Origin of the sequence: Tardiphaga sp. (assembly GCF_028290495.1) — a bacterium.
Lineage (GTDB): Bacteria > Pseudomonadota > Alphaproteobacteria > Rhizobiales > Xanthobacteraceae > Tardiphaga.
Genome location: NZ_JAQGJT010000226.1, coordinates 1 through 17,829, shown reverse-complemented (window position 1 = coordinate 17,829; position 17,829 = coordinate 1). Strand labels below are relative to the sequence as shown.

General features: G+C 62.7%; 14 protein-coding genes and 1 pseudogene. 6 read left to right on the top strand and 9 right to left on the bottom strand.

Annotation, left to right across the window (positions count from 1 at the left end; translation table 11 throughout):
* Both JWQ24_RS28440 and JWQ24_RS28435 read left to right on the top strand, forming a co-directional pair.
* Nucleotides 1-1,001, top strand: a 1,001-nt coding sequence (locus JWQ24_RS28440; RefSeq protein WP_299815937.1) for an SDR family oxidoreductase, incomplete at its 5' end; no start/stop codon positions are given.
* 7 nt (nt 1,002-1,008) lie between these two features.
* Nucleotides 1,009-2,448 carry a rhamnulokinase family protein gene (locus JWQ24_RS28435; protein WP_299815934.1) on the top strand — a complete coding sequence of 480 codons (1,440 nt, stop codon included), beginning with the start codon at nt 1,009-1,011 and terminating at the stop codon, nt 2,446-2,448.
* Between the two features lie 314 nt (nt 2,449-2,762).
* Here the strand turns inward: JWQ24_RS28435 and JWQ24_RS28430 are convergent, their stop codons facing one another.
* The 6 genes from JWQ24_RS28430 to JWQ24_RS28405 all read right to left on the bottom strand — a co-directional run bounded on the left by JWQ24_RS28430 (nt 2,763) and on the right by JWQ24_RS28405 (nt 8,691).
* Nucleotides 2,763-3,578, bottom strand: a complete 816-nt coding sequence (locus JWQ24_RS28430; protein ID WP_299815931.1) for an ABC transporter ATP-binding protein — start codon at nt 3,576-3,578, stop codon at nt 2,763-2,765.
* Between the two features lie 19 nt (nt 3,579-3,597).
* The gene (locus JWQ24_RS28425) at nt 3,598-4,329 is read right to left on the bottom strand and encodes an ABC transporter ATP-binding protein (protein WP_299815928.1); all 732 of its coding nucleotides are present in this window, start codon (nt 4,327-4,329) and stop codon (nt 3,598-3,600) included.
* Nucleotides 4,326-5,381 carry a branched-chain amino acid ABC transporter permease gene (locus tag JWQ24_RS28420; RefSeq protein ID WP_299815925.1) on the bottom strand — a complete coding sequence of 352 codons (1,056 nt, stop codon included), beginning with the start codon at nt 5,379-5,381 and terminating at the stop codon, nt 4,326-4,328. Before JWQ24_RS28420 ends, JWQ24_RS28425 begins: the two co-directional genes overlap by 4 nt.
* Nucleotides 5,378-6,256, bottom strand: coding sequence for a branched-chain amino acid ABC transporter permease (locus JWQ24_RS28415; protein ID WP_299815922.1), 879 nt, complete (start codon nt 6,254-6,256; stop codon nt 5,378-5,380). The genes JWQ24_RS28420 and JWQ24_RS28415 overlap by 4 nt, the downstream gene beginning before the upstream one ends.
* A gap of 18 nt (nt 6,257-6,274) precedes the next feature.
* Entirely contained in the window at nt 6,275-7,528 is a 1,254-nt protein-coding gene (locus JWQ24_RS28410; protein WP_299815918.1) for an amino acid ABC transporter substrate-binding protein, read from the bottom strand.
* A 146-nt stretch (nt 7,529-7,674) separates the two neighbouring features.
* Nucleotides 7,675-8,691: a LacI family DNA-binding transcriptional regulator gene (locus tag JWQ24_RS28405; protein WP_299815915.1), complete on the bottom strand. Its 1,017-nt coding sequence runs from the start codon at nt 8,689-8,691 to the stop codon at nt 7,675-7,677.
* On the opposite strand from JWQ24_RS28405, the gene JWQ24_RS28400 reads away from it, so the two are divergent.
* The 4 genes and pseudogenes from JWQ24_RS28400 (at nt 8,686) to JWQ24_RS28385 (ending at nt 14,251) form a co-directional block, all read left to right on the top strand.
* Nucleotides 8,686-9,771, top strand: coding sequence for an NAD(P)-dependent oxidoreductase (locus tag JWQ24_RS28400; RefSeq protein ID WP_366521476.1), 1,086 nt, complete (start codon nt 8,686-8,688; stop codon nt 9,769-9,771). The two genes, JWQ24_RS28405 and JWQ24_RS28400, sit on opposite strands and share 6 nt — an antisense overlap.
* A gap of 22 nt (nt 9,772-9,793) precedes the next feature.
* Nucleotides 9,794-11,008: pseudogene (locus tag JWQ24_RS28395) on the top strand (Xaa-Pro peptidase family protein); the annotation flags it as partial.
* A 35-nt stretch (nt 11,009-11,043) separates the two neighbouring features.
* A complete protein-coding gene (locus tag JWQ24_RS28390) occupies nt 11,044-12,525 on the top strand; it encodes an NAD-dependent succinate-semialdehyde dehydrogenase (protein ID WP_299815910.1) in 1,482 nt (493 codons plus the stop codon).
* A gap of 181 nt (nt 12,526-12,706) precedes the next feature.
* Entirely contained in the window at nt 12,707-14,251 is a 1,545-nt protein-coding gene (locus JWQ24_RS28385; RefSeq protein ID WP_299815907.1) for an NAD(P)/FAD-dependent oxidoreductase, read from the top strand.
* Nucleotides 14,252-14,368: 117 nt separating this feature from the next.
* On the opposite strand, the gene JWQ24_RS28380 is transcribed toward JWQ24_RS28385, so the two are convergent.
* The 3 genes from JWQ24_RS28380 to JWQ24_RS28370 form a co-directional block, all read right to left on the bottom strand.
* Complete coding sequence (locus JWQ24_RS28380; protein ID WP_299815904.1) at nt 14,369-14,602, bottom strand: hypothetical protein; 234 nt, start codon at nt 14,600-14,602, stop codon at nt 14,369-14,371.
* Nucleotides 14,603-14,738: 136 nt separating this feature from the next.
* Entirely contained in the window at nt 14,739-16,271 is a 1,533-nt protein-coding gene (locus tag JWQ24_RS28375; RefSeq protein ID WP_299815902.1) for an aldehyde dehydrogenase family protein, read from the bottom strand.
* 272 nt (nt 16,272-16,543) lie between these two features.
* Entirely contained in the window at nt 16,544-17,479 is a 936-nt protein-coding gene (locus tag JWQ24_RS28370; protein ID WP_299815899.1) for a hypothetical protein, read from the bottom strand.
* Nucleotides 17,480-17,829: the final 350 nt, after the last annotated feature.

Sequence of the window (17,829 nt, the reverse complement as noted above, 5' to 3'; positions counted from 1 at the left end):
TCGTGCTCGTCCCCGGGGTCGGAATGTTCAGCTACGGCGCTACAAAGCAGACCGCTCGGGTGGCCGGGGAGTTCTACCTCAACGCCATCAACGTCATGCGCGGCGCCGAGGCGCTCTCCACATACCGCCCGATCTCCGACGTAGAGAAGTTCCGCATCGAGTACTGGGCGCTCGAGGAGGCGAAGCTGCAGCGGATGCCCAAGCCCAAGAGCCACCAGGGCCGGATCGCCCTCGTGACCGGCGCGGCGTCGGGCATCGGCAAGGCCATCGCCACGCGGCTCGCGGCCGATGGCGCCTGCGTCGTCGTTGCGGACCTCGATCTGAGGAAGGCCCAGGCCGCGGCGGCGGAGCTCGGCTCCGCGGACGTGGCCATCGGCGTCGCTGTCGACGTGTCCGACGCGGGAGCGGTGAAAGCCGCGGTCGATGCGGCGCTGCTGGCCTTCGGCGGCCTGGATCTCGTCGTGAACAACGCCGGCCTTTCGATCGCCCGCTCGTTGCTGCAGACCACCGAGGCGGAATGGGATCTGCTGCACGACGTGATGTCCAAGGGATCGTTCCTGGTCTCGCAGGCCGCGGCGACCCCGCTCATCGAACAAGGCATGGGTGGCGACATCGTCTACATCTCCTCGAAGAACTCGATCTTCGCCGGTCCGGACAACATCGCGTATTCGGCCACCAAGGCCGACCAGTCGCACCAGGTCCGTCTGCTGGCGGCCGAGCTCGGCGCCTACGGCATCCGCGTCAACGGCATCAACCCCGACGGCGTCGTGCGGGGCTCCGGCATCTTCGCGTCGGGCTGGGGTGCCAATCGTGCCAAGACCTACGGGGTCAAGGAAGAAGACCTCGGCCAGTACTACGCCAATCGCACGATCCTGAAGCGGGAAGTGGTTCCAGAGAACGTCGCCGACGCCGTGTGGGTGCTCACCGGCCCCGAGCTCAGCCGCACGACCGGCCTGCACATCCCAGTCGACTCCGGCGTCGCCGCCGCGTTCCTGCGCTGACCCGGCCATGACCAGCGGATATGTCGCCGCGATCGACCTCGGCGCAACCAGCGGACGTGTCGTGGTCGGGCGCCTCGACGACAACACCGTGCACCTCGATGTCGTCGAGCGATTCATGAACAACCCCGTGCGCACCTGGGAGGGCACCACAGACGGGCTGCACTGGAACCTGCTCGAGCTGTTCCGCTCGATCCTGCTCGGCCTGCGCAAAGCCGCCATCGACCAACCCGATCTGCGCAGCATCGGGGTGGACTCCTGGGGCCTCGACTACGGGCTCCTGCGCGGAGGCGCTCTGCTCGGCAACCCGTACTCGCACCGCGACGAGCGCACCGCCGAGGGGGTGCGGGCGACCCACGAACTCGTCTCGCGGGAGGAGCTGTTCGCCGTAAGCGGGCTGCAGTTCATGCCAATCAATACCGTCTACCAGCTCACCGCCGACCGGCTCGCCGACCGGTTCCAGGGCGGCGACACAGCCCTGCTGATTCCGGATCTCATCGGGTACTGGCTGAGTGGCGTGTCCGTCGCCGAACGCACCAACGCCTCGACGACCGGGCTGTTCGACGTGCGCACTCGGGAATGGTCGACCGAGCTCGCCGACCGCCTCGGCTTCCCGGCCAGCCTGTTCCCGCGGCTCGTCGATCCCGGATCGACCCTCGGTCCCCTGCTGCCGACCGTGCAGGCCGAGATCGGTGCCCAGATTCCGGTGGTCGCAGTCGGGTCGCATGACACCGCCTCCGCCGTCGTCGGTGTCCCCGCCCTCGACGACGAGTACGCCTACGTCTCGTGCGGCACCTGGGCGCTCGCCGGGGTCGAGTTGGAGAAGCCCGTCCTCAGCGAGGCGGCCCGCGTCGCCAACTTCACGAACGAGAGCGGACTCGACGGTCGCATCCGGTTCTTGCGGAACATCACAGGACTCTGGCTGCAATCCGAGAGCATTCGCACCTGGGAGCGAGAGGGACACACCGTCGACCTGCCCGCACTGATCGGGGCGGCTGCGGCTCTGCCGAGCGGTTCGGTGTTCGACGCCAACGACGCCCGCCTGCTCGCACCGGGCGACATGCCGGCGCGCATCGCCCAGTGTTGCGTCGAGGCCGGCCAGCCGGTGCCCCACACGCCGGCGGAGTTCGTGCGCGCGATCAACGAGAGCCTGGCGGAGGCGTTCGCGCGAGCCGTGCGCACCGCCGCAGAGCTGTCGGGCAAGAGCGTGAGGGTCATCCACATCGTGGGCGGCGGATCTCAGAATGCCCTACTTTGCCAGCTGACAGCCGACCGCAGCGGCTTGCCCGTCATCGCCGGGCCGGTCGAGGCGACGGCCCTCGGCAACGTGCTCGTGCAGGCAAGGGCGGCGCGGCTCGTGTCGGGCAGCCTCGAGGCGTTGCGGGCCGTCATCACGCGGTCGGTGTCGCTGCAGCGCTACGAGCCGCGCACGGACCGTCCCGTCTCATGAAACGATTCATCACTCGGGGCCGCCCGAGGGCGACCTGGTGATAATTGTGCGAGCCAGAGAGCTGCGAACCCGCGCTCCGAAGGGGAATGTCCTTATGCGGTCTGGCTGCGGGCATCCTTGTCCTTCGACTGGTGATGCCGAACCCGCTAGAAGCACGGCCACCGCCCACTACGGGCATCACCTGCTGATCGGGGCGATCGCCCGGAGCGACATCGACGACGCTGAGCCCCTGCTTTACGGACACATCCGTCGAACACGCCTGGAATTAGCTCGGCATCCGAAAATGTTCGAGTAAGTCCTCGCTCTTTGGCCGGTCAGGCTTCTGCTGCCTTTTGTGATGCGGTGACCGCCGCAGACATCGTGCCGCGGGCGCTCGCTCCGAGGTAGAGCCGAGCCACCTCCGGGTCGTTCAGCAACTCCTCCCCAGTGCCCGTCAGTGCGACTCGACCGGCCTCGAGCACTGCAGCGCGGTGAGACACCGCCAATCCCGACCGAGCGTTCTGCTCCACGAGGAGCACGGTGCGACCATCTTCCGCGAGCGCCGTGATACTCGCGAAAACCGACTTACGAGCCTTCGGATCGAGCCCTATAGACGGCTCGTCCAGCAGGATAAGGGCAGGGTCGAGCATCAGGGACCGAGCGAGCTCGACCTGTTTCTGCTCACCACCGGAGAGAGACCCGGCGGCAGCGCTGCGCCGCTGGGTAACAATCGGGAATAGTTCGGCAACCCTCTCCATTCGCTCACGAATGAGCGCCTGGTTGGAAAGGATGAAGGCACCCATCAGCACGTTCTCCCACACCGACATCGAGGGAAAGAGACTCCGGTCCTGGGGAACGTGAACCACACCGCGGTTCAGCCGTTCCCTGGACGAGAGGCGACTGATGTCCTCGCCCCGCAGCAACACCTGACCGCTCTTGGGGTGCAGAAGTCCGCTGATGGTTTTGAGCACGGTCGATTTTCCCGCGCCATTCGGCCCGATCAGACAGACGATGTGACCGGTGCCAACCGTGAGCTCGACCCCTTTGAGGATGAGTCCGGCACCGTAGCCCGCCGTCACCCCGGTGAGAGCAAGAATGGTCGTTGCGGCAGGGTCGCCGCTTGCCTGCTGTGAGTTTAAATTGAGTGTCATAGTGTGCATTCCGTCCAACTCAGTCACCGAGGTATGCGTCGAGGACAAGGGGGTTGATCTGAACATCGGCTGGTGTGCCCATGGCAATCGTCGCGCCGCGATCGAGAACGATCACGGGATCGCAGAGGCGCATGACCAATTGCATGTCGTGCTCGACGATGAGGAAGGTGACGCCTTCCTTGTGTCGAGCTCGCACGTGCCGCTCCATGGTGTCGATCATGACCGGGTTGACCCCGGCGGTGGGTTCATCGAGGAGGACGAGCTTTGGCCGACTCATCAGCACCGCGGCGAATTCGAGGAGCTTGCGCTGACCGTAGGACAGGTCGGCGGCCGGGAGGTCGGCAAGCCCGGAGAGCCGAAACTCTTCGAGCATTTCGCCCGCCCGCACCCGGTCAGCTTTCGATACCCTCGCCCCGAAGAGTCCCCGCCATGAGTACCCGGCAGCGACCACGAGATTCTCTTGCACCGACAGTTCCGGGAAGATCCTCGCCTGCTGGAAGGTGCGCGAGAGTCCTTCGCGATACAGCCCCGCGGGACTCGGCTTCTCTATGACCTGGCCGTCAAAACTGATGCCTCCTTCGTCCGGCTTCAGATATCCGGTGATCATGTTGAAGACGGTCGTCTTGCCCGATCCGTTCGGTCCGATGAGGGCCGTGATGGTGCCAGGTGCGACGGTGAAAGAACAGTTGTCTACCGCGGTGACCCCGCCAAAACGCTTGGTCAGACCGTTGACTTCCAATAGTGCGGTCATCGCGTCGCGTCCTGCACTTCCTCGATTAGTGGTGCCGAAGGCGGTTTCTGTTGCTCGGTTTCGACGGACGAATCTGCCGGCGATGGAGATGTCGACAGCCGTGACTTGCGCCGGTTGCGAAGGCGATCGGTAATGGTCGGCAGGATCCCGCGTGGCAACACGAGCATGATGATCAGGAAGATCGCGGCGTAGGCCAGAAGATAGAATTGGCTCGCACCGAACTGGTAGGCGAAGAACTGCTGCGCGGGCACGAGGACGAACGCACCGATTACCGGGCCCCACAGCGTTGCCCTTCCACCGAGGAAGGTCATCAGCACCATGCCGATCGTGATAAGCGGGTCAACCGCGAACTGCGGGTAGATGAACCCGACGTAGTAGGCCCACACTCCCCCGATCATCGCAGTAATGCCCACGCTGACGGCGAAGGCGATCAGCTTGACGCCGGTCACTCGCACCCCGACACCGTGCGCCTTGTCTTCGTCTGCGCGCACCGCCGAAAGAGACAGGCCGACCTTCGAGCGGCGGAAGTAGAACGAAACCCCCATCGCCAGAGCCAACAGAATCAGCATGGCGTAATAGAAAGGCCAACTGTAGGTGTCGACGGCGAATGGTGGAACCGCGACGCCTTTGCCCTGCGCGCCACCGGTGACCGAACGAAGGTTGAACGCGAGAGTCTGGGCGATGAAGAGCACGGCGAGCGTGACTATCGCGAAGACATCTGCGCGGGTGCGCATGGCTACCCAGCCGATCGGGATGCTGAGCAACGCCGCCGCCACACCGATTATCGGCAGGATCCAGAAAGGTGTGTAGCCATCACCGACACTCTTCTCGAAAATAACGGCGACCGCATACGCACCAATTCCGAAGAATGCCGCGTGTCCGAGGGAGGGATAACCGGCGTAACCGCCGATCAGGTTCCAGGAGCTCGCGAGCGCCGCATACATCACGGTGAAAATGAACAGATTCAGTACCCACTGCGCCCCGATACCCATTGGCAACGCGAGAAGCACTCCGAAGAACACGACGGCGCGAATCAATCCAGCGCGGCTCACAGTGCACCCCGCACCCGAGCGCCGAAGAGCCCGCGAGGTCTGAACAGGAGCACCAGGAGCAACACGATAAAGAAGCTGAAGCCCGACCAGATTGGCGAGACCAGTGCCGCAACCACGGCCGATCCCACTCCCATCACGAGCGCTGCGATCACCGATCCGCCAATGCTACCGAGGCCACCGAGAACCACGATCGTCAGAAGTATGCCAATCAGGTCGTAGTGGCTGCCGGGGCTGAAGGGCGAGATGAGTCCGAAGACGGCTCCCCCCGCGGCCGCAGTCGCTGCACCAAGCCCAAACCCGAATGCTGCAACCCTCTTGGAGTTGACTCCGAGCAACTGCGCAGACATGGGGTTCTGCACTGTCGCACGGATCGCTCGCCCGAACTTGGTGCGTTGCAGCACCAGGTACAGGGCCACGAGCATCACCAACGACAACAGGAACGCGAAGAATCGAACCATGTTGACCTGGAATCCCATCACCGTCCAACTGAAGTTCTCATAGCCCGGCTGAATCGATCGGAAGGTCGTGTTGTACACGAGTGCGAGAAGACCTTCGAGACCGAGGGCGACTGCGAAGGTGACCAGCAATGAGAGTTCGGCGGCATCCTCCGTTCGCAGCGGACGCAGGAGCGTCCACTGTATGAGGGCGCCTATGACAAACATGAGCGGGGTTGTGATCAGGATCGAGACGAACGGGTCGATCCCCGTGAGGGTGAACAGGCTGTAAGTCAGGTAGGCGGACAGGACTACGAAGGCGCCCTGCGCCACGTTGATGACCTTCATTATTCCGAAGATGAGTGTTTGGCCACTGGCCATGAGGGCGTAGACCCCGCCGGTCAGTATTCCTAGGATGATCGCTTGAATCAGTGAATGCACGGAACTCGTCCCCCAGTCCTAGCCGGCCCAGTTGGGCTTCGGAGCGACGGGCGCGTGCTGGGCGCTGCTCTTCGGGAACACCGTGGTCAGTTTGTCGTCAATCCATTGGGTCAACAGGTACTCCCCCTTGGGCGCCCCATTGGCACCCCAGCTCAGTTCACCGACGAGTGTCGACCAGGAGCCGCTGTGCAGGGTCTTGATGATGGTCGCGTTGTCTACCTTGCCTGTCTTCTTCGCGACCTGCTCCACGAGCATTCCGGCGGAGTATGCCTCGGCCGAGGTGCTATCGATGCCGTTCGCGTCACCACCGAACTTCGCCGTGTATGCGGCGATGAACTCCTTACTGCCGGCCACGGTCGACCCTGGATACCAGTCGCCGGTGGTGAACACGCCCGCGGTGTTCTTTGCGCCCACCTTGTCGGGGAACTCGGTCGGTGAGTTCGCACCGTTCGACATGAAGAGCCACTTCGGGTTGAATTTCAGCTGGATCATGGCCTTGACCTGGGCGAAGGCATCGGAGGACTGCGTGCCCGCAACGACAACGTCGGGATTGGCCGCGGCGTAGCCGGAAACTATCGGAGTGAGGTCGGCGGATTCGGATGGGTAGGTCTGGTCGTAGACCGTCTTGATGCCGGCCGCCTCGAACTTCGTCTTGATGTTGTCGGCGATCGGCGCAGCAAAGGGATCATCAAGCTTCGCGTAGGCAGCAGTCTTTGGCCTCTGGTCCGCTGGCAGAGAGAGGATGTAGTCGACGAATACGTTGCCGCTCTTGGTCGATTCGGCGGGCTGCACGAAGAATAGGTTGTCGAGTTTCTGCTCGAAGACCTTAGGACCGCCTCCTGCAGGCTCGATGAATGAGTAGCCGTAGCGCTTTGCCACGCGTGACGCCGGAATCGTCAACAGGCTGGAGAAGGGGCCGAACACAATGTCGACCTTGTCCTGAGTGATGAGGTTCTGGTAATTGGTCACGACCTGGTCGGGACTGGAGGCGTCGTTGACGACCTTCAGCTGGACCTTGCGCCCGAGAACACCGCCCTGCTTGTTCACCTCCTGTGCCCAGAGGTCGTAGCCGCGTTGCGCCGCCTTGCCCGGATCGGCAAAATCGCCGGTGAGCGAAAGCGAAATACCGATCTTTAGCGGGCCAGCGGATGCCGAGGTCTTACTCGACCCGGCGGAACAGCCAGCCATCGCGACGGTGGCGACGGTGGCCACCCCCAGCGCAGAAAGCCACCGTTGCCTGGCCGAGAAACGTTTGCGAGTTCGTAGTTGCATCATTGCTCCTAAGAGGTCAAAACCGACCGGGCTGACAGGGGGAAGTGCGGGTCAGCCCACGAAGGGATTCGGAAGAATCGCAATCGTTTGCAACACCATTGCACTCGAGCAATGGCCTTGTCAAGACCTTCGCCAAAACGGCCGGCTCAGTGAGGAGCGGCTGCCGTAGAACCGCGAATGACCAGCGAAACAGGCAGAGTCACCATCACCGCACCGGACAACGAGCCAGCGATTTCACTGAGAAGCAGGCGCGCGGACTCGACGCCCATTTCGAAATGAGGCGCTCGGACCGTGGTCATCGGTGGCTGGAAGTCACCCGCGAATGGCATGTCGTTGAAGCCGACCACAGAGACATCCTCCGGGCATCGCAAGCCATGCGAACGGAGCGAGTGATAAGCACCGAGCGCAAGCAGATCATTGCTTGCCACGATGGCCGTTGCTGGGTCCAACTGGGAATCCAGGAGGGCATCCAGCGCTTCCTGACCGGCCTCGATACTGTACGCGGGAGTGTCGAAAACGCGCCCAGGAACGTCATACTCCTTGCACGCAGCAACAAATGCGCTCGCACGGATGTGGCTGGTGGAAAAGCCAACTGGACCGGCGAGATGGACGATCTTCGTGTGCCCGAGCTTCACCAGGTGCTCCACGGCCGCCCTGATCCCTTGGGCGTCGTCGCCAATCACGGAAGAGTACGGGACGCCGTTCGCATCGCGGTTGACCATTACGGCATGCACTCCGCGGGAGTGCGCTTCTGCCATGAGTTGGTGCTGGCTGTGCCCCGTAGCAACGATGAAGCCGTCGACCTGGCGCTCCATCAGCGATTCGAAGAGCGTTCGCTCGGCGGTATTGCTGCCATCGGTGTTGACTACTAGAGCCGAGTACCCGCGAGGTGCGAGGTAACTGTCGATGCCGCGCACAATAGGCGGGAAAATCGGGTTCGTTAGATCGGGGATTATCACCCCGATCGTCATCGACAACCGCGTTCTAAGACCTCTAGCGACCGCGTTAGGCGTGTAGCCCAACTGTTTGGCCACCCGGCGCACGCGTCTGGCGGTGGCTTGGTTAACTTGGCTCTCGGTTTTTTCGTTCAGTGCACGCGAGACCGTCCCCGGGTGCACTCCCGCGAGCTGTGCAACATCCGCAAGCGTCACGCGTTTATGCATGGGAGAACGATAGCAGCCGGGTGCGGGGGCGGGCCGGCGATGAGCCCCGGGGTTGACTCTATTGCGCAATCAATGAATAATGGCGCGATAATGCAATCGATTGTGGTGCAAATTCAGCGAGGAGACGAACAGATGACAGGTACGACCTCACCAACGATCGGTTGGATCGGCACGGGGCGCATGGGGTTTGCCCTCGCAACCAGGCTGCTGGATGCCGGCTATGACGTGGCCGCCTACAACCGCACAAGGACAAAAGCAGAGCCACTCGCTGCAAAGGGAGCAACAATTGTCGACAAGCCGGTCGATCTCGCAAATCGCGACGTGGTATTCATCATGGTCTCCGCGCCGAAAGACCTCGAAGAGGTCACGATCGGCAAAGGAGGGCTGTTGACGGCGAGTCGAGCTGCGCCGCGGATCATCGTCGACTCCTCGACCGTCTCGAGCGAGACATCCGCTTTGATTCGCAGGCTCGCCGACGATCGCGGCAGCCAGTTCCTCGCCTCGCCCGTCAGCGGCAACCCGGCGGTGATCGCTTCCGGAAAGCTGACCGTCGCCGTTTCAGGTCCGCGCGAGACCTTCGATGAGGTCGAACCCATCCTTTCAGCACTCGGTCGGGGGGTGACCTGGGTCGGTGAGGGCGAAGTCGCCCGACTGGTCAAGATTGCCCACAACGTATTCCTCGGGGTCGTTACCCAGGCGCTGGCCGAAATCACCGTGCTGGCCGAGCGCGGCGGCGTCAGCCGCGAGGCCTTTCTGGAGTTTCTCAACGACTCGGTGATGGGCTCAACCTTCACCCGTTACAAAACGCCCGCATTCGTCAATTTGGACTTCACCCCAACCTTCACGATGCCTCTATTGAGCAAGGACTTCGATCTGGGCCTCGCCGCCGCGCACGAGCTCGCGGTGCCGATGCCCATTGCCGCAGCTACGGCACAGATCGTCGCCTCCGCCATGGGCGCTGGGTATCTCAGCGAAGATTTCGGCGTCCTCCTGCTCGAGCAAGCCAGAAGAGCCGGGGTCACCCTGACCTCCGAGAATGCCGTGGTTCTGAGCGGCCTGGAGGTTGCGACCAATGGCTGAGATGGGCCCACTCCACGCGCCGGGTCACATGTCGGTCGACTATGAGGCGCGTGTCGACTTCGATCGCCTGCGCGACTATCGCCTTGACCGCGCGAAAGCCTCACTCGACTCCAGCGAATGTGGCGCATTCCTGCTATTCGACTTCTACAACATCCGCTACACAACCCAGACCTGGATCGGCGGTGCACTCGGCGACAAGATGACGAGGTACGCATTGCTGACCCGCAACGGCGATCCAATGCTGTGGGATTTCGGGTCGGCGGTGAAGCACCACCAGCTGTTCTCCCCGTGGCTGAAACCGGAGAACAACCGGCCGGGGATGTTGGGATTGCGCGGCGCAGTCGCACCATCGGCAGGCCTCATGGAATCGGCTGTTCGGGAAATCAAGGCGCTCCTCACGGAAGCCGGGGTAGCGGATGCCCCAGTGGGCGTCGACATCGTGGAGCCGCCCTTCCTATTCGAGATGCAGCGCCAAGGGCTGAAGGTGGTCGATGCCCAGCAGTACATGCTTGACGCGCGGCAGATCAAGTCGATCGACGAAATCATGCTGCTCAACCAGGCCGCGGCGATGGTCGACGGGGTCTACCAGGACATCGCCGATGCACTGAAACCCGGTATTCGGGAGAACGAGATCGTCGCACTGGCCAACAAACGGCTCTATGAGTTGGGCTCAGACCAGGTTGAAGCGGTGAACGCGATCTCCGGAGACCGCTGCAACCCACACCCGCATAACTTCACCGATCGCATCATCCGACCGGGCGACCAGGCATTCTTCGATATCATCCATTCGTTCAATGGCTATCGCACCTGCTACTACCGCACCTTCGCGGTGGGCAGCGCCACGAGCAGTCAGCACGACGCCTACACCCGAGCGCGGGAATGGATGGACGCGGCCATCGAGACTGTGCACGCTGGCGTCGGAACCGATGAGATCGCCAAGGTCTGGCCAAAGGCCACCGATTTCGGGTACGCAAACGAACTGGCAGCCTTCGGACTTCAATTCGGACACGGACTCGGCCTAGGCCTGCACGAACGACCGATCATCTCAAGGCTCAACAGCCTCGACAATCCGATCGAAATCAAGGCGGGAATGGTCTTCGCCCTCGAAACTTATTGTCCGGCTTCCGACGGATCCTCCGCGGCTCGAATCGAAGAGGAAATCGTCGTCACCGATACAGGGGTTCATGTTCTCACCAAGTTCCCCGCTCAGAAACTATTCATAGCCAACGAGTACTGAATCACAACGGCATCGACTCCCGAGGAGACTCACCCATGACCATCCATCAGGCGAACCATTCCCATGACCTCACCGCGCTGACCGGCTGGTTCTCACATGACCTGCTGATCGGTGGCAAGAATCGCCCCGCCTCGAACGGGGAACGATTCGATGTGATCAATCCAGCCACGGGCCAATCCTTCGCCAGTGTCGCCAGCGCATCCGAGGACGACGCCATCGATGCCGTGCAGACGGCCGAACTCGCGCTGCGCGGCTGGTCAGCCTTCGCGCCCCGCGCCCGCGCCGAGATCCTTCGCCACGCCTTCGACATCATGACCAGCCGCGCCGACGAACTCGCCCGACTGATCGTGATCGAGAACGGCAAGTCACTGGCCGACGCACGCGGTGAAATTGCCTACGCGGCGGAGTTCTTCCGCTGGTACTCGGAGGAGGCGGTGCGACTGCTCGGGAGCGTCCAGACATCGCCCAACGGCCAGAACCGCATCCTGGTCACCCACCAACCAATCGGCGTGAGCCTGCTGATCACTCCGTGGAACTTCCCCGCGGCGATGGCCGCACGCAAGATTGCGCCCGCGCTGGCTGCGGGCTGCTCTGTGATTCTCAAGCCGGCGAGCGACACCCCCCTGACGGCTTTGGCAATCGGTGCCATCCTGACCGAGGCAGGCGTTCCCTCCGGCGTCGTCAACGTCATCCCATCCCGGCGCTCCGGAGCAATTGTCCCGGCCATGCTCGACCACCCGGCGGTGCGCAAACTGTCGTTCACCGGCTCGACCGAGGTGGGGCGCACCCTGCTCGCGGAGGCCGCGCGCACAGTCGTCAACTGCTCCATGGAGCTCGGCGGGAACGCGCCGTTCCTGGTGTTCGACGACGCCGACCTGGATGCGGCCATCGATGGCGCGATGATCGCCAAGATGCGCAATGGAGGCGAGGCGTGCACGGCAGCGAACAGGTTCTACGTTCATACTTCGGTGGCAGTGGAGTTTTCACGCCGACTCACCGTGCGCATGAGCGGACTCCGCATGGGCTCCGGCCTGGACGAGGCCGTCGAGCTCGGTCCCCTGATCAACCAAGACGCGCGCAGCAAGGTCGCCGGGCTCGTCGATCAGGCCGTTGACGCCGGCGCCACTGTCCTGACCGGTGGCGTGACGGAACCCGGCCCTGGATACTTCTATCCGCCGACCGTCCTCTTCGGCGTGGATTCGACATCACCGATCCTCCGTGAGGAGATATTCGGGCCGATCGCACCCCTAGTTACGTTCGAGACGGACGAGGACGCGGTCCGCCTGGCGAACAACACCGAGTTCGGCCTCGTCGCGTACGTCTATACCGCAGACCTAAGTCGAGGGCTTGCCATCAGCGAGCGCCTGGAAACCGGCATGGTCGGACTCAACCGCGGGCTGGTTTCTGACCCGGCAGCCCCATTTGGCGGGTTCAAGCAGAGTGGACTAGGCCGCGAGGGCGGCCATGAAGGAATCCTGGAATATACCGAGGCACAGTACATTGCCGTGAGTTGGTGACGGCTCTGATCGAACCGCCTCCGCGCTTACGAGGTACGGATCATCCTCCGGTATCTTCGGACCTCCGCTCTCGATGCCCAGCGCGGGCGGCAGGTGCCTAGCTAGTCGTCGGATCAATCTCGGAATCGATTGTGAAATTTCGTAAGTCAACAGCAGCATCCAGCCGGGGAAAGGAACCCCAATGTCTGTACTAAGCGAGTCGGTAAGCGACGTTGTCGTGATTGGAGGTGGCCACAATGCCCTCGTTTGCGCCGCGTATCTCGCCGAAGCCGGACTTTCGGTCACCGTGCTCGAGGGCCGCGAGGTCATCGGTGGGAACACGATCACAGAAGAGCTCACTCTCCCCGGTTGGCTGCACGATTCGTGCTCAAGCGCGCACGTGGTCATTCAATCGAATCCGCTGATTCGCGAGGACGAGCTCGGTCTCATATCGCGCTACGGCCTCAAGTACATCCTGACCGATCCGGCTACGGTGATTCCGCTCGAAGGCGGCGATGCCATCCTCATTCACTCGGATCTTGAGGCCACAGTGCGCGAGTTCGCGCGCTGGTCCGCCACCGATGCCGATGCATTGCGTTCCATGCTCTCCGATTGGAGTTCAGGACTGAGTTACGCGCACGCCCACTTTTCGGCGGGTCTTCCCTTGCCCGACGACGAGGCCTCCCAACGGTATGAGGCTCTGCGAAGCGGCACGGCTTGGGACTTCATCATGACAACCTTCGAGCACCCCGTCATCCGGCAGACGATGATGTGGATGGCCTTCGCGACGCTGCAGTCGCCCCTACACGCGGGTACAGGCGCATTGCCATCTGCCATGATGGCCGGCCGAATCGCTTTCGGCTGGACGACGCCGGTCGGCGGCTCAGGTGCACTCCCCCAGGCGCTCGCGGCACATATCGTCGCTCACGGCGGACAGGTACTCACCTCGTCCTGGGTCGACTCGCTGCTAATCGAAGATGGTAAGTGCGTTGGCGCCCGCACCAAGGAGGGTCGCACCTTTCGTGCTCGTCGGGCCGTCGCCACTGCAAGCCACCTCAAGGAGTTACCAAAGCTGCTCGGCTTCTCCTCACCCATGGTTGACAAGGCGGCGTCTCGTTGGCGCCCAGGTCTTTCAGCCTTCGCCGTCCATTTCGCCCTGCGTGCCGACGTCCGCTACCGGACACCTTCGGGCCCACTCCATGCGGTCGCTGGAGGGCTTGGAACACCCGAGGGCCTTCGCCGGCAGGTCGAGGCAGCGCTAGACGGCGAGCTCGAAACGACTGACCCGTGGTTGCTCATGGTGTCGTCGACCGTCGTCGATCCGAACAGAGCTCCTGGTGGCGTCTTCAAATTCTTGACAGTCGCACCCGAGTTGATCAATGGCGCCCCGTGGGCAGAAGCCGACGCCGAGACATATGCACTCCGCTTGCTCGGCATCGCCCGTGAGCACTTGGACGGCTTGGATCCCGACGACATTCTGGCCATGCGAATCGAGTCTCCGACGTCGCTCGCGGCGCACAATTTATCCAACATCGCAGGGTCTTGCCATGGGGGCGAGTTCGTCCTCGATGACGGGTCCGTAACCCGCGGCTGGCGCGACTATCGCACTGATATACCCGGCCTATACCTCACCGGGTCGACTTCTCATCCCGGCGGATCGGTTACCGGTCGCCCTGGTCGCAATACAGCACGCGTCATCCTCGACGATCTCGGCATCGGAGCCGCGACGGTAATGTCAACGCCATAGCGTAGAGCTACGTTCCCCGACTGCACCTGCTCAGCCGATCCAGGTGGCCTCGATCAGGTCGATGCATCAGGATCTGCTCGGCGACAGCGAACTGGATAACAGAGTGCGTGAGCCCCATTACGAACGAAGCGGCCGCAGCGCAGCGTCGAGCGCCACCAGATCGTTGAGCTGAGCAGCGAGGATGTGCTCATTCTTCTCCGTAGGCCCGAACTCGCTCTCATCATCGATCTGGGTAGCGACCGACGCCAGCTCGACATTCGCTAAGGTCTGCACCAGACCGACCGCACCGGTCGCGGGACGCAACGCCGTGACCCCGCGTGTTCCCCCGGAAACCCCGCTGTAGCTGACCATCCCAATCGGCTAGCGGGTCCATGGCATTCTTCACCGACGGTGCGAAGCTGAAGTTGTATTCGCTTTCAGCGAAGAGGTGGTGGGTCAATAGGAACGGCCAAACCCGCGGGAGCCCGTGTGCCACCGATCTGGGACTTCAACCTCGCGGCGGCCAACCGGGGATCGTCCCATTGCCAGTGGGGTAGCGGACCGTTTTGGCGCGGACGAACTCGTGCAGGGTCTCTGGTCCGTATTCGCGCCCGTATCCGCTGCCTTTCACGCCGCCGAAGGGTGTGCCGATGAAGCTTCGCCGAGTGTAGTTGTTAACGAATACCATGCCCACTTCGAGTCGTCGCGCCAGCCGGCCCGCGCGAACCTCGTCGCTCGTGCAGATCGCGGCGGTGAGTCCGTACTGGGTGCCGTTTGCGATTTCGACAGCCTCGTCATCGGTCTCGAATCGCATCAGGCAGGCGACCGGCCCGAAGATCTCCTCCTGGGCCACGGTCATAGTCGGGGTGACGTCGCCAAGGACATGCGGGGCAACGAAGAAGCCCTGAGCGAACTCGGCATCACCGGGCGTCGTACCGCGGAAGAGCAGTCGAGCGCCCTCTGCCAGGCCTGTTTCCACGTATCCCTGCACGCGCTGCTGCTGCCGCGCATCGACCATAGGCCCGATGTCGGTTGAGGCGGAGAGCGGGTCGCCGACCACCAGCTCCGCTGTCTTCTCGACGAAGCGGCGGGCGAACTCGTCGTAGATCGATGAGTGAAGGAGGATGCGCGGGGTGGACGTGCAGGCTTCGCCCTGGTTGTAGAACATGCCCTCGATCGCAATTGCGACGGCGTCATCGAGGTTGGCGTCGTCGAGGACCATCAGGGCGTTCTTGCCACCGAGCTCCAGCGTGGCAAAGGTGAGATTCTTGGCGGCGCTCTCCATGACCTTGCGCCCCGTGGCCGTTGCTCCGGTGAAGGTGATGCGCTCCACTCGAGGGTGGGAGGCCAGGGCCGCGCCAGCCGTGATGCCACCGACCGCATTGAGCACGCCGGGCGGGAGGATTTCGTTGGCGATCTCGACCAGTCGCAGAACGGTCAGCGGAGCCTGTTCCCCCGGTTTGATGACAACCGTGTTCCCGACCGCGAGGGCAGGCGCGCACTTCTTGGAGAAGTGGATGGGCGGCCAGTTGAAGGGAAGGATTGCGGCGACGACTCCGTAGGGCTCGTAGACGACGCGCGCCTCGGTCGGACCCTGATCGACGATCTCGCCGTGGACCGTCTCCGCGATTCCGGCGTAGTAGTCGAAGCTCGAGTGGCTGGACACGATGTCGACCCTGAGAGCGTCCCGAAGCGGCTTGCCCACTTCGCGCGCCACAAGTTCACCGAGTTCCTCGGCATGCTCGCGTATGCGAGCCGCAACCTGGCGCATGAGTACACCGCGCTCCTTGGGAGAGAGCAGGCGCCACGTTTCGTCGTATGCGCGCCGCGAATCTGTCACGGCACGGTCGACCATCTCGTCGGTCGCCACGACCAGCCGAGCCATCGGCCGTCCGGTCGCCGCCTCCAGCACCTCGATCGTGTCAGCGCCGTCGGCATCGACGAACTCACCGCCAATGAACGGCCCCCATATGGGTCGGTCGCGCAACAGAGAATCGATTCTGCTCGAGCCGACACTGGACCTGCTCTGGGTATCTGTCATATGCGATCCCTTTCTCTATTGAACCTGCCGGGGGCTCTCATCCTGGGCCTGCCACACATTCGACCGGATGCGCCGCGCCATTGGGTGTGAGCCGCCCACTCTCGACCGCAATCGTTTGCATAACGATTGCACCTGTCCCTTTTGTTGTCAAGCGGACGACGAGACTCACGAGCCACAACACACCCGGAACCTGGGCGACAGCAGGCAACACTGCAAGTCGGCCTGAGGAGAAATTCGCGACCTGGAACCAGTGTCGATTGTCGTTTCAGGCTCTAGCCGCAACTCGAAGCGGAAGGTGGTTCCAACGCTCGATCGATGACCATGGTGGCGAGCGAGTCCGCGATCGAGTCGAGTTCGAGTGTCGGCATGTACTTACGCCGCAAGTCGAGCAAAGTGGAGATGGGGGCGCGATCCACGATTCCGTCTGGGATGAGCCCAGTGGTCGGAGCCAGTAGGCATGCGTAGTGAGCCTGAGCTTCAGTCTCGGTGAGGTTCAGCAACGACATGGCAGCCTCTATGACTTCGGCTTCCCTCTCCCCCGCGACGATCTCCCGCGCTGTCTCAAGCAGCAGGTCGACGAATCGCCTCCGCGTGTCGTCGACCACGGGGTCGCCGACCGCCATCCCCGCGATGACTGTCCCGAGGTACGGACCGATATCGGCAACCGAGCTAAGGATTGTGCAGCCGGCGCCCTCGGCGCGCAACTCGTTTCCGGCGTTGAGAACAGTAGCCGCGCAGCCATTGTCGATCAGCGCAGATGCCCGCCGTGGAGTCGAACCTAGCTCCTCGACAGCGTAGTCGCCCGGATGCAGATCAGCCCTGTCGAGAAGAGCGTAGGCGACGAAGGCAAAGCCCGATTTTGACGCGTCAACACTAAGGACTTTGCCTCGAACCTCCCCCACGGCACGGACCGACGGCGCAAGACAGAGCGAAAGTCCGAGACCCCGGTCGACGGCGGCGAGTATTTCGACCGGAAGGTTTCGTCCGAGCGGGTTTTGCGACAGGAAGCGATAGGCCAGGACGTTGTCCGGGCTGGTGGCGACAAGATCGAACTCGCCGGCCTCGAGGGACCGGAACTGGGCAGGCGACGAGGAGACCAGTGATTCTCGAACATCAATGCCTGCGCGGCGGAGGCTCCCAGCGTTCCGAGCCAGGTGAATCAACAGCGACGGGGTGAAGGTTCCGACGTGAAGTTGAACATCGTGCATATCGACATGATGTCACATAGAACAATCGTTTGTTATTGATCGACAAACGACAAGGGCGGATGGAGATTGTCCTGCGAGCTAAGGAATGGAGGGCTCCTGTGCCATCCAGAGCAGGCTGCCGTGCCACGAATACTGCAATCGTTTGTAGTCGCCAATTTCTTGAGACACGAAAATCATTCGTCCATCCGCAGAATGGTCATGTCATGAAGCGTAAGGAAATTTGCTCAGACCGATTGAACTTTTTCCGCGGCTCGCTCGTCTCCTTAGTGAGGTCTCCACCGATAGAGGCTCGAATCGGAAGCAGGTGTGCACATGACTGAAAACGGCCAGGCCCTTCTCAGGGTCATGCG

What these genes read in the sequence shown, in the direction of transcription:
- JWQ24_RS28380 (WP_299815904.1), bottom strand. Translation starts at nt 14,602, where the DNA reads ATGGTCAGCTACAGCGGGGTTTCCGGGGGAACACGCGGGGTCACGGCG.
- JWQ24_RS28385 (WP_299815907.1), top strand. Translation starts at nt 12,707, where the DNA reads ATGTCTGTACTAAGCGAGTCGGTAAGCGACGTTGTCGTGATTGGAGGT.
- JWQ24_RS28405 (WP_299815915.1), bottom strand. Translation starts at nt 8,691, where the DNA reads ATGCATAAACGCGTGACGCTTGCGGATGTTGCACAGCTCGCGGGAGTG.
- JWQ24_RS28390 (WP_299815910.1), top strand. Translation starts at nt 11,044, where the DNA reads ATGACCATCCATCAGGCGAACCATTCCCATGACCTCACCGCGCTGACC.
- JWQ24_RS28375 (WP_299815902.1), bottom strand. Translation starts at nt 16,271, where the DNA reads ATGACAGATACCCAGAGCAGGTCCAGTGTCGGCTCGAGCAGAATCGAT.
- JWQ24_RS28400 (WP_366521476.1), top strand. Translation starts at nt 8,686, where the DNA reads ATGCATGGGAGAACGATAGCAGCCGGGTGCGGGGGCGGGCCGGCGATG.
- JWQ24_RS28410 (WP_299815918.1), bottom strand. Translation starts at nt 7,528, where the DNA reads ATGCAACTACGAACTCGCAAACGTTTCTCGGCCAGGCAACGGTGGCTT.
- JWQ24_RS28425 (WP_299815928.1), bottom strand. Translation starts at nt 4,329, where the DNA reads ATGACCGCACTATTGGAAGTCAACGGTCTGACCAAGCGTTTTGGCGGG.
- JWQ24_RS28435 (WP_299815934.1), top strand. Translation starts at nt 1,009, where the DNA reads ATGACCAGCGGATATGTCGCCGCGATCGACCTCGGCGCAACCAGCGGA.
- JWQ24_RS28430 (WP_299815931.1), bottom strand. Translation starts at nt 3,578, where the DNA reads ATGACACTCAATTTAAACTCACAGCAGGCAAGCGGCGACCCTGCCGCA.
- JWQ24_RS28370 (WP_299815899.1), bottom strand. Translation starts at nt 17,479, where the DNA reads ATGCACGATGTTCAACTTCACGTCGGAACCTTCACCCCGTCGCTGTTG.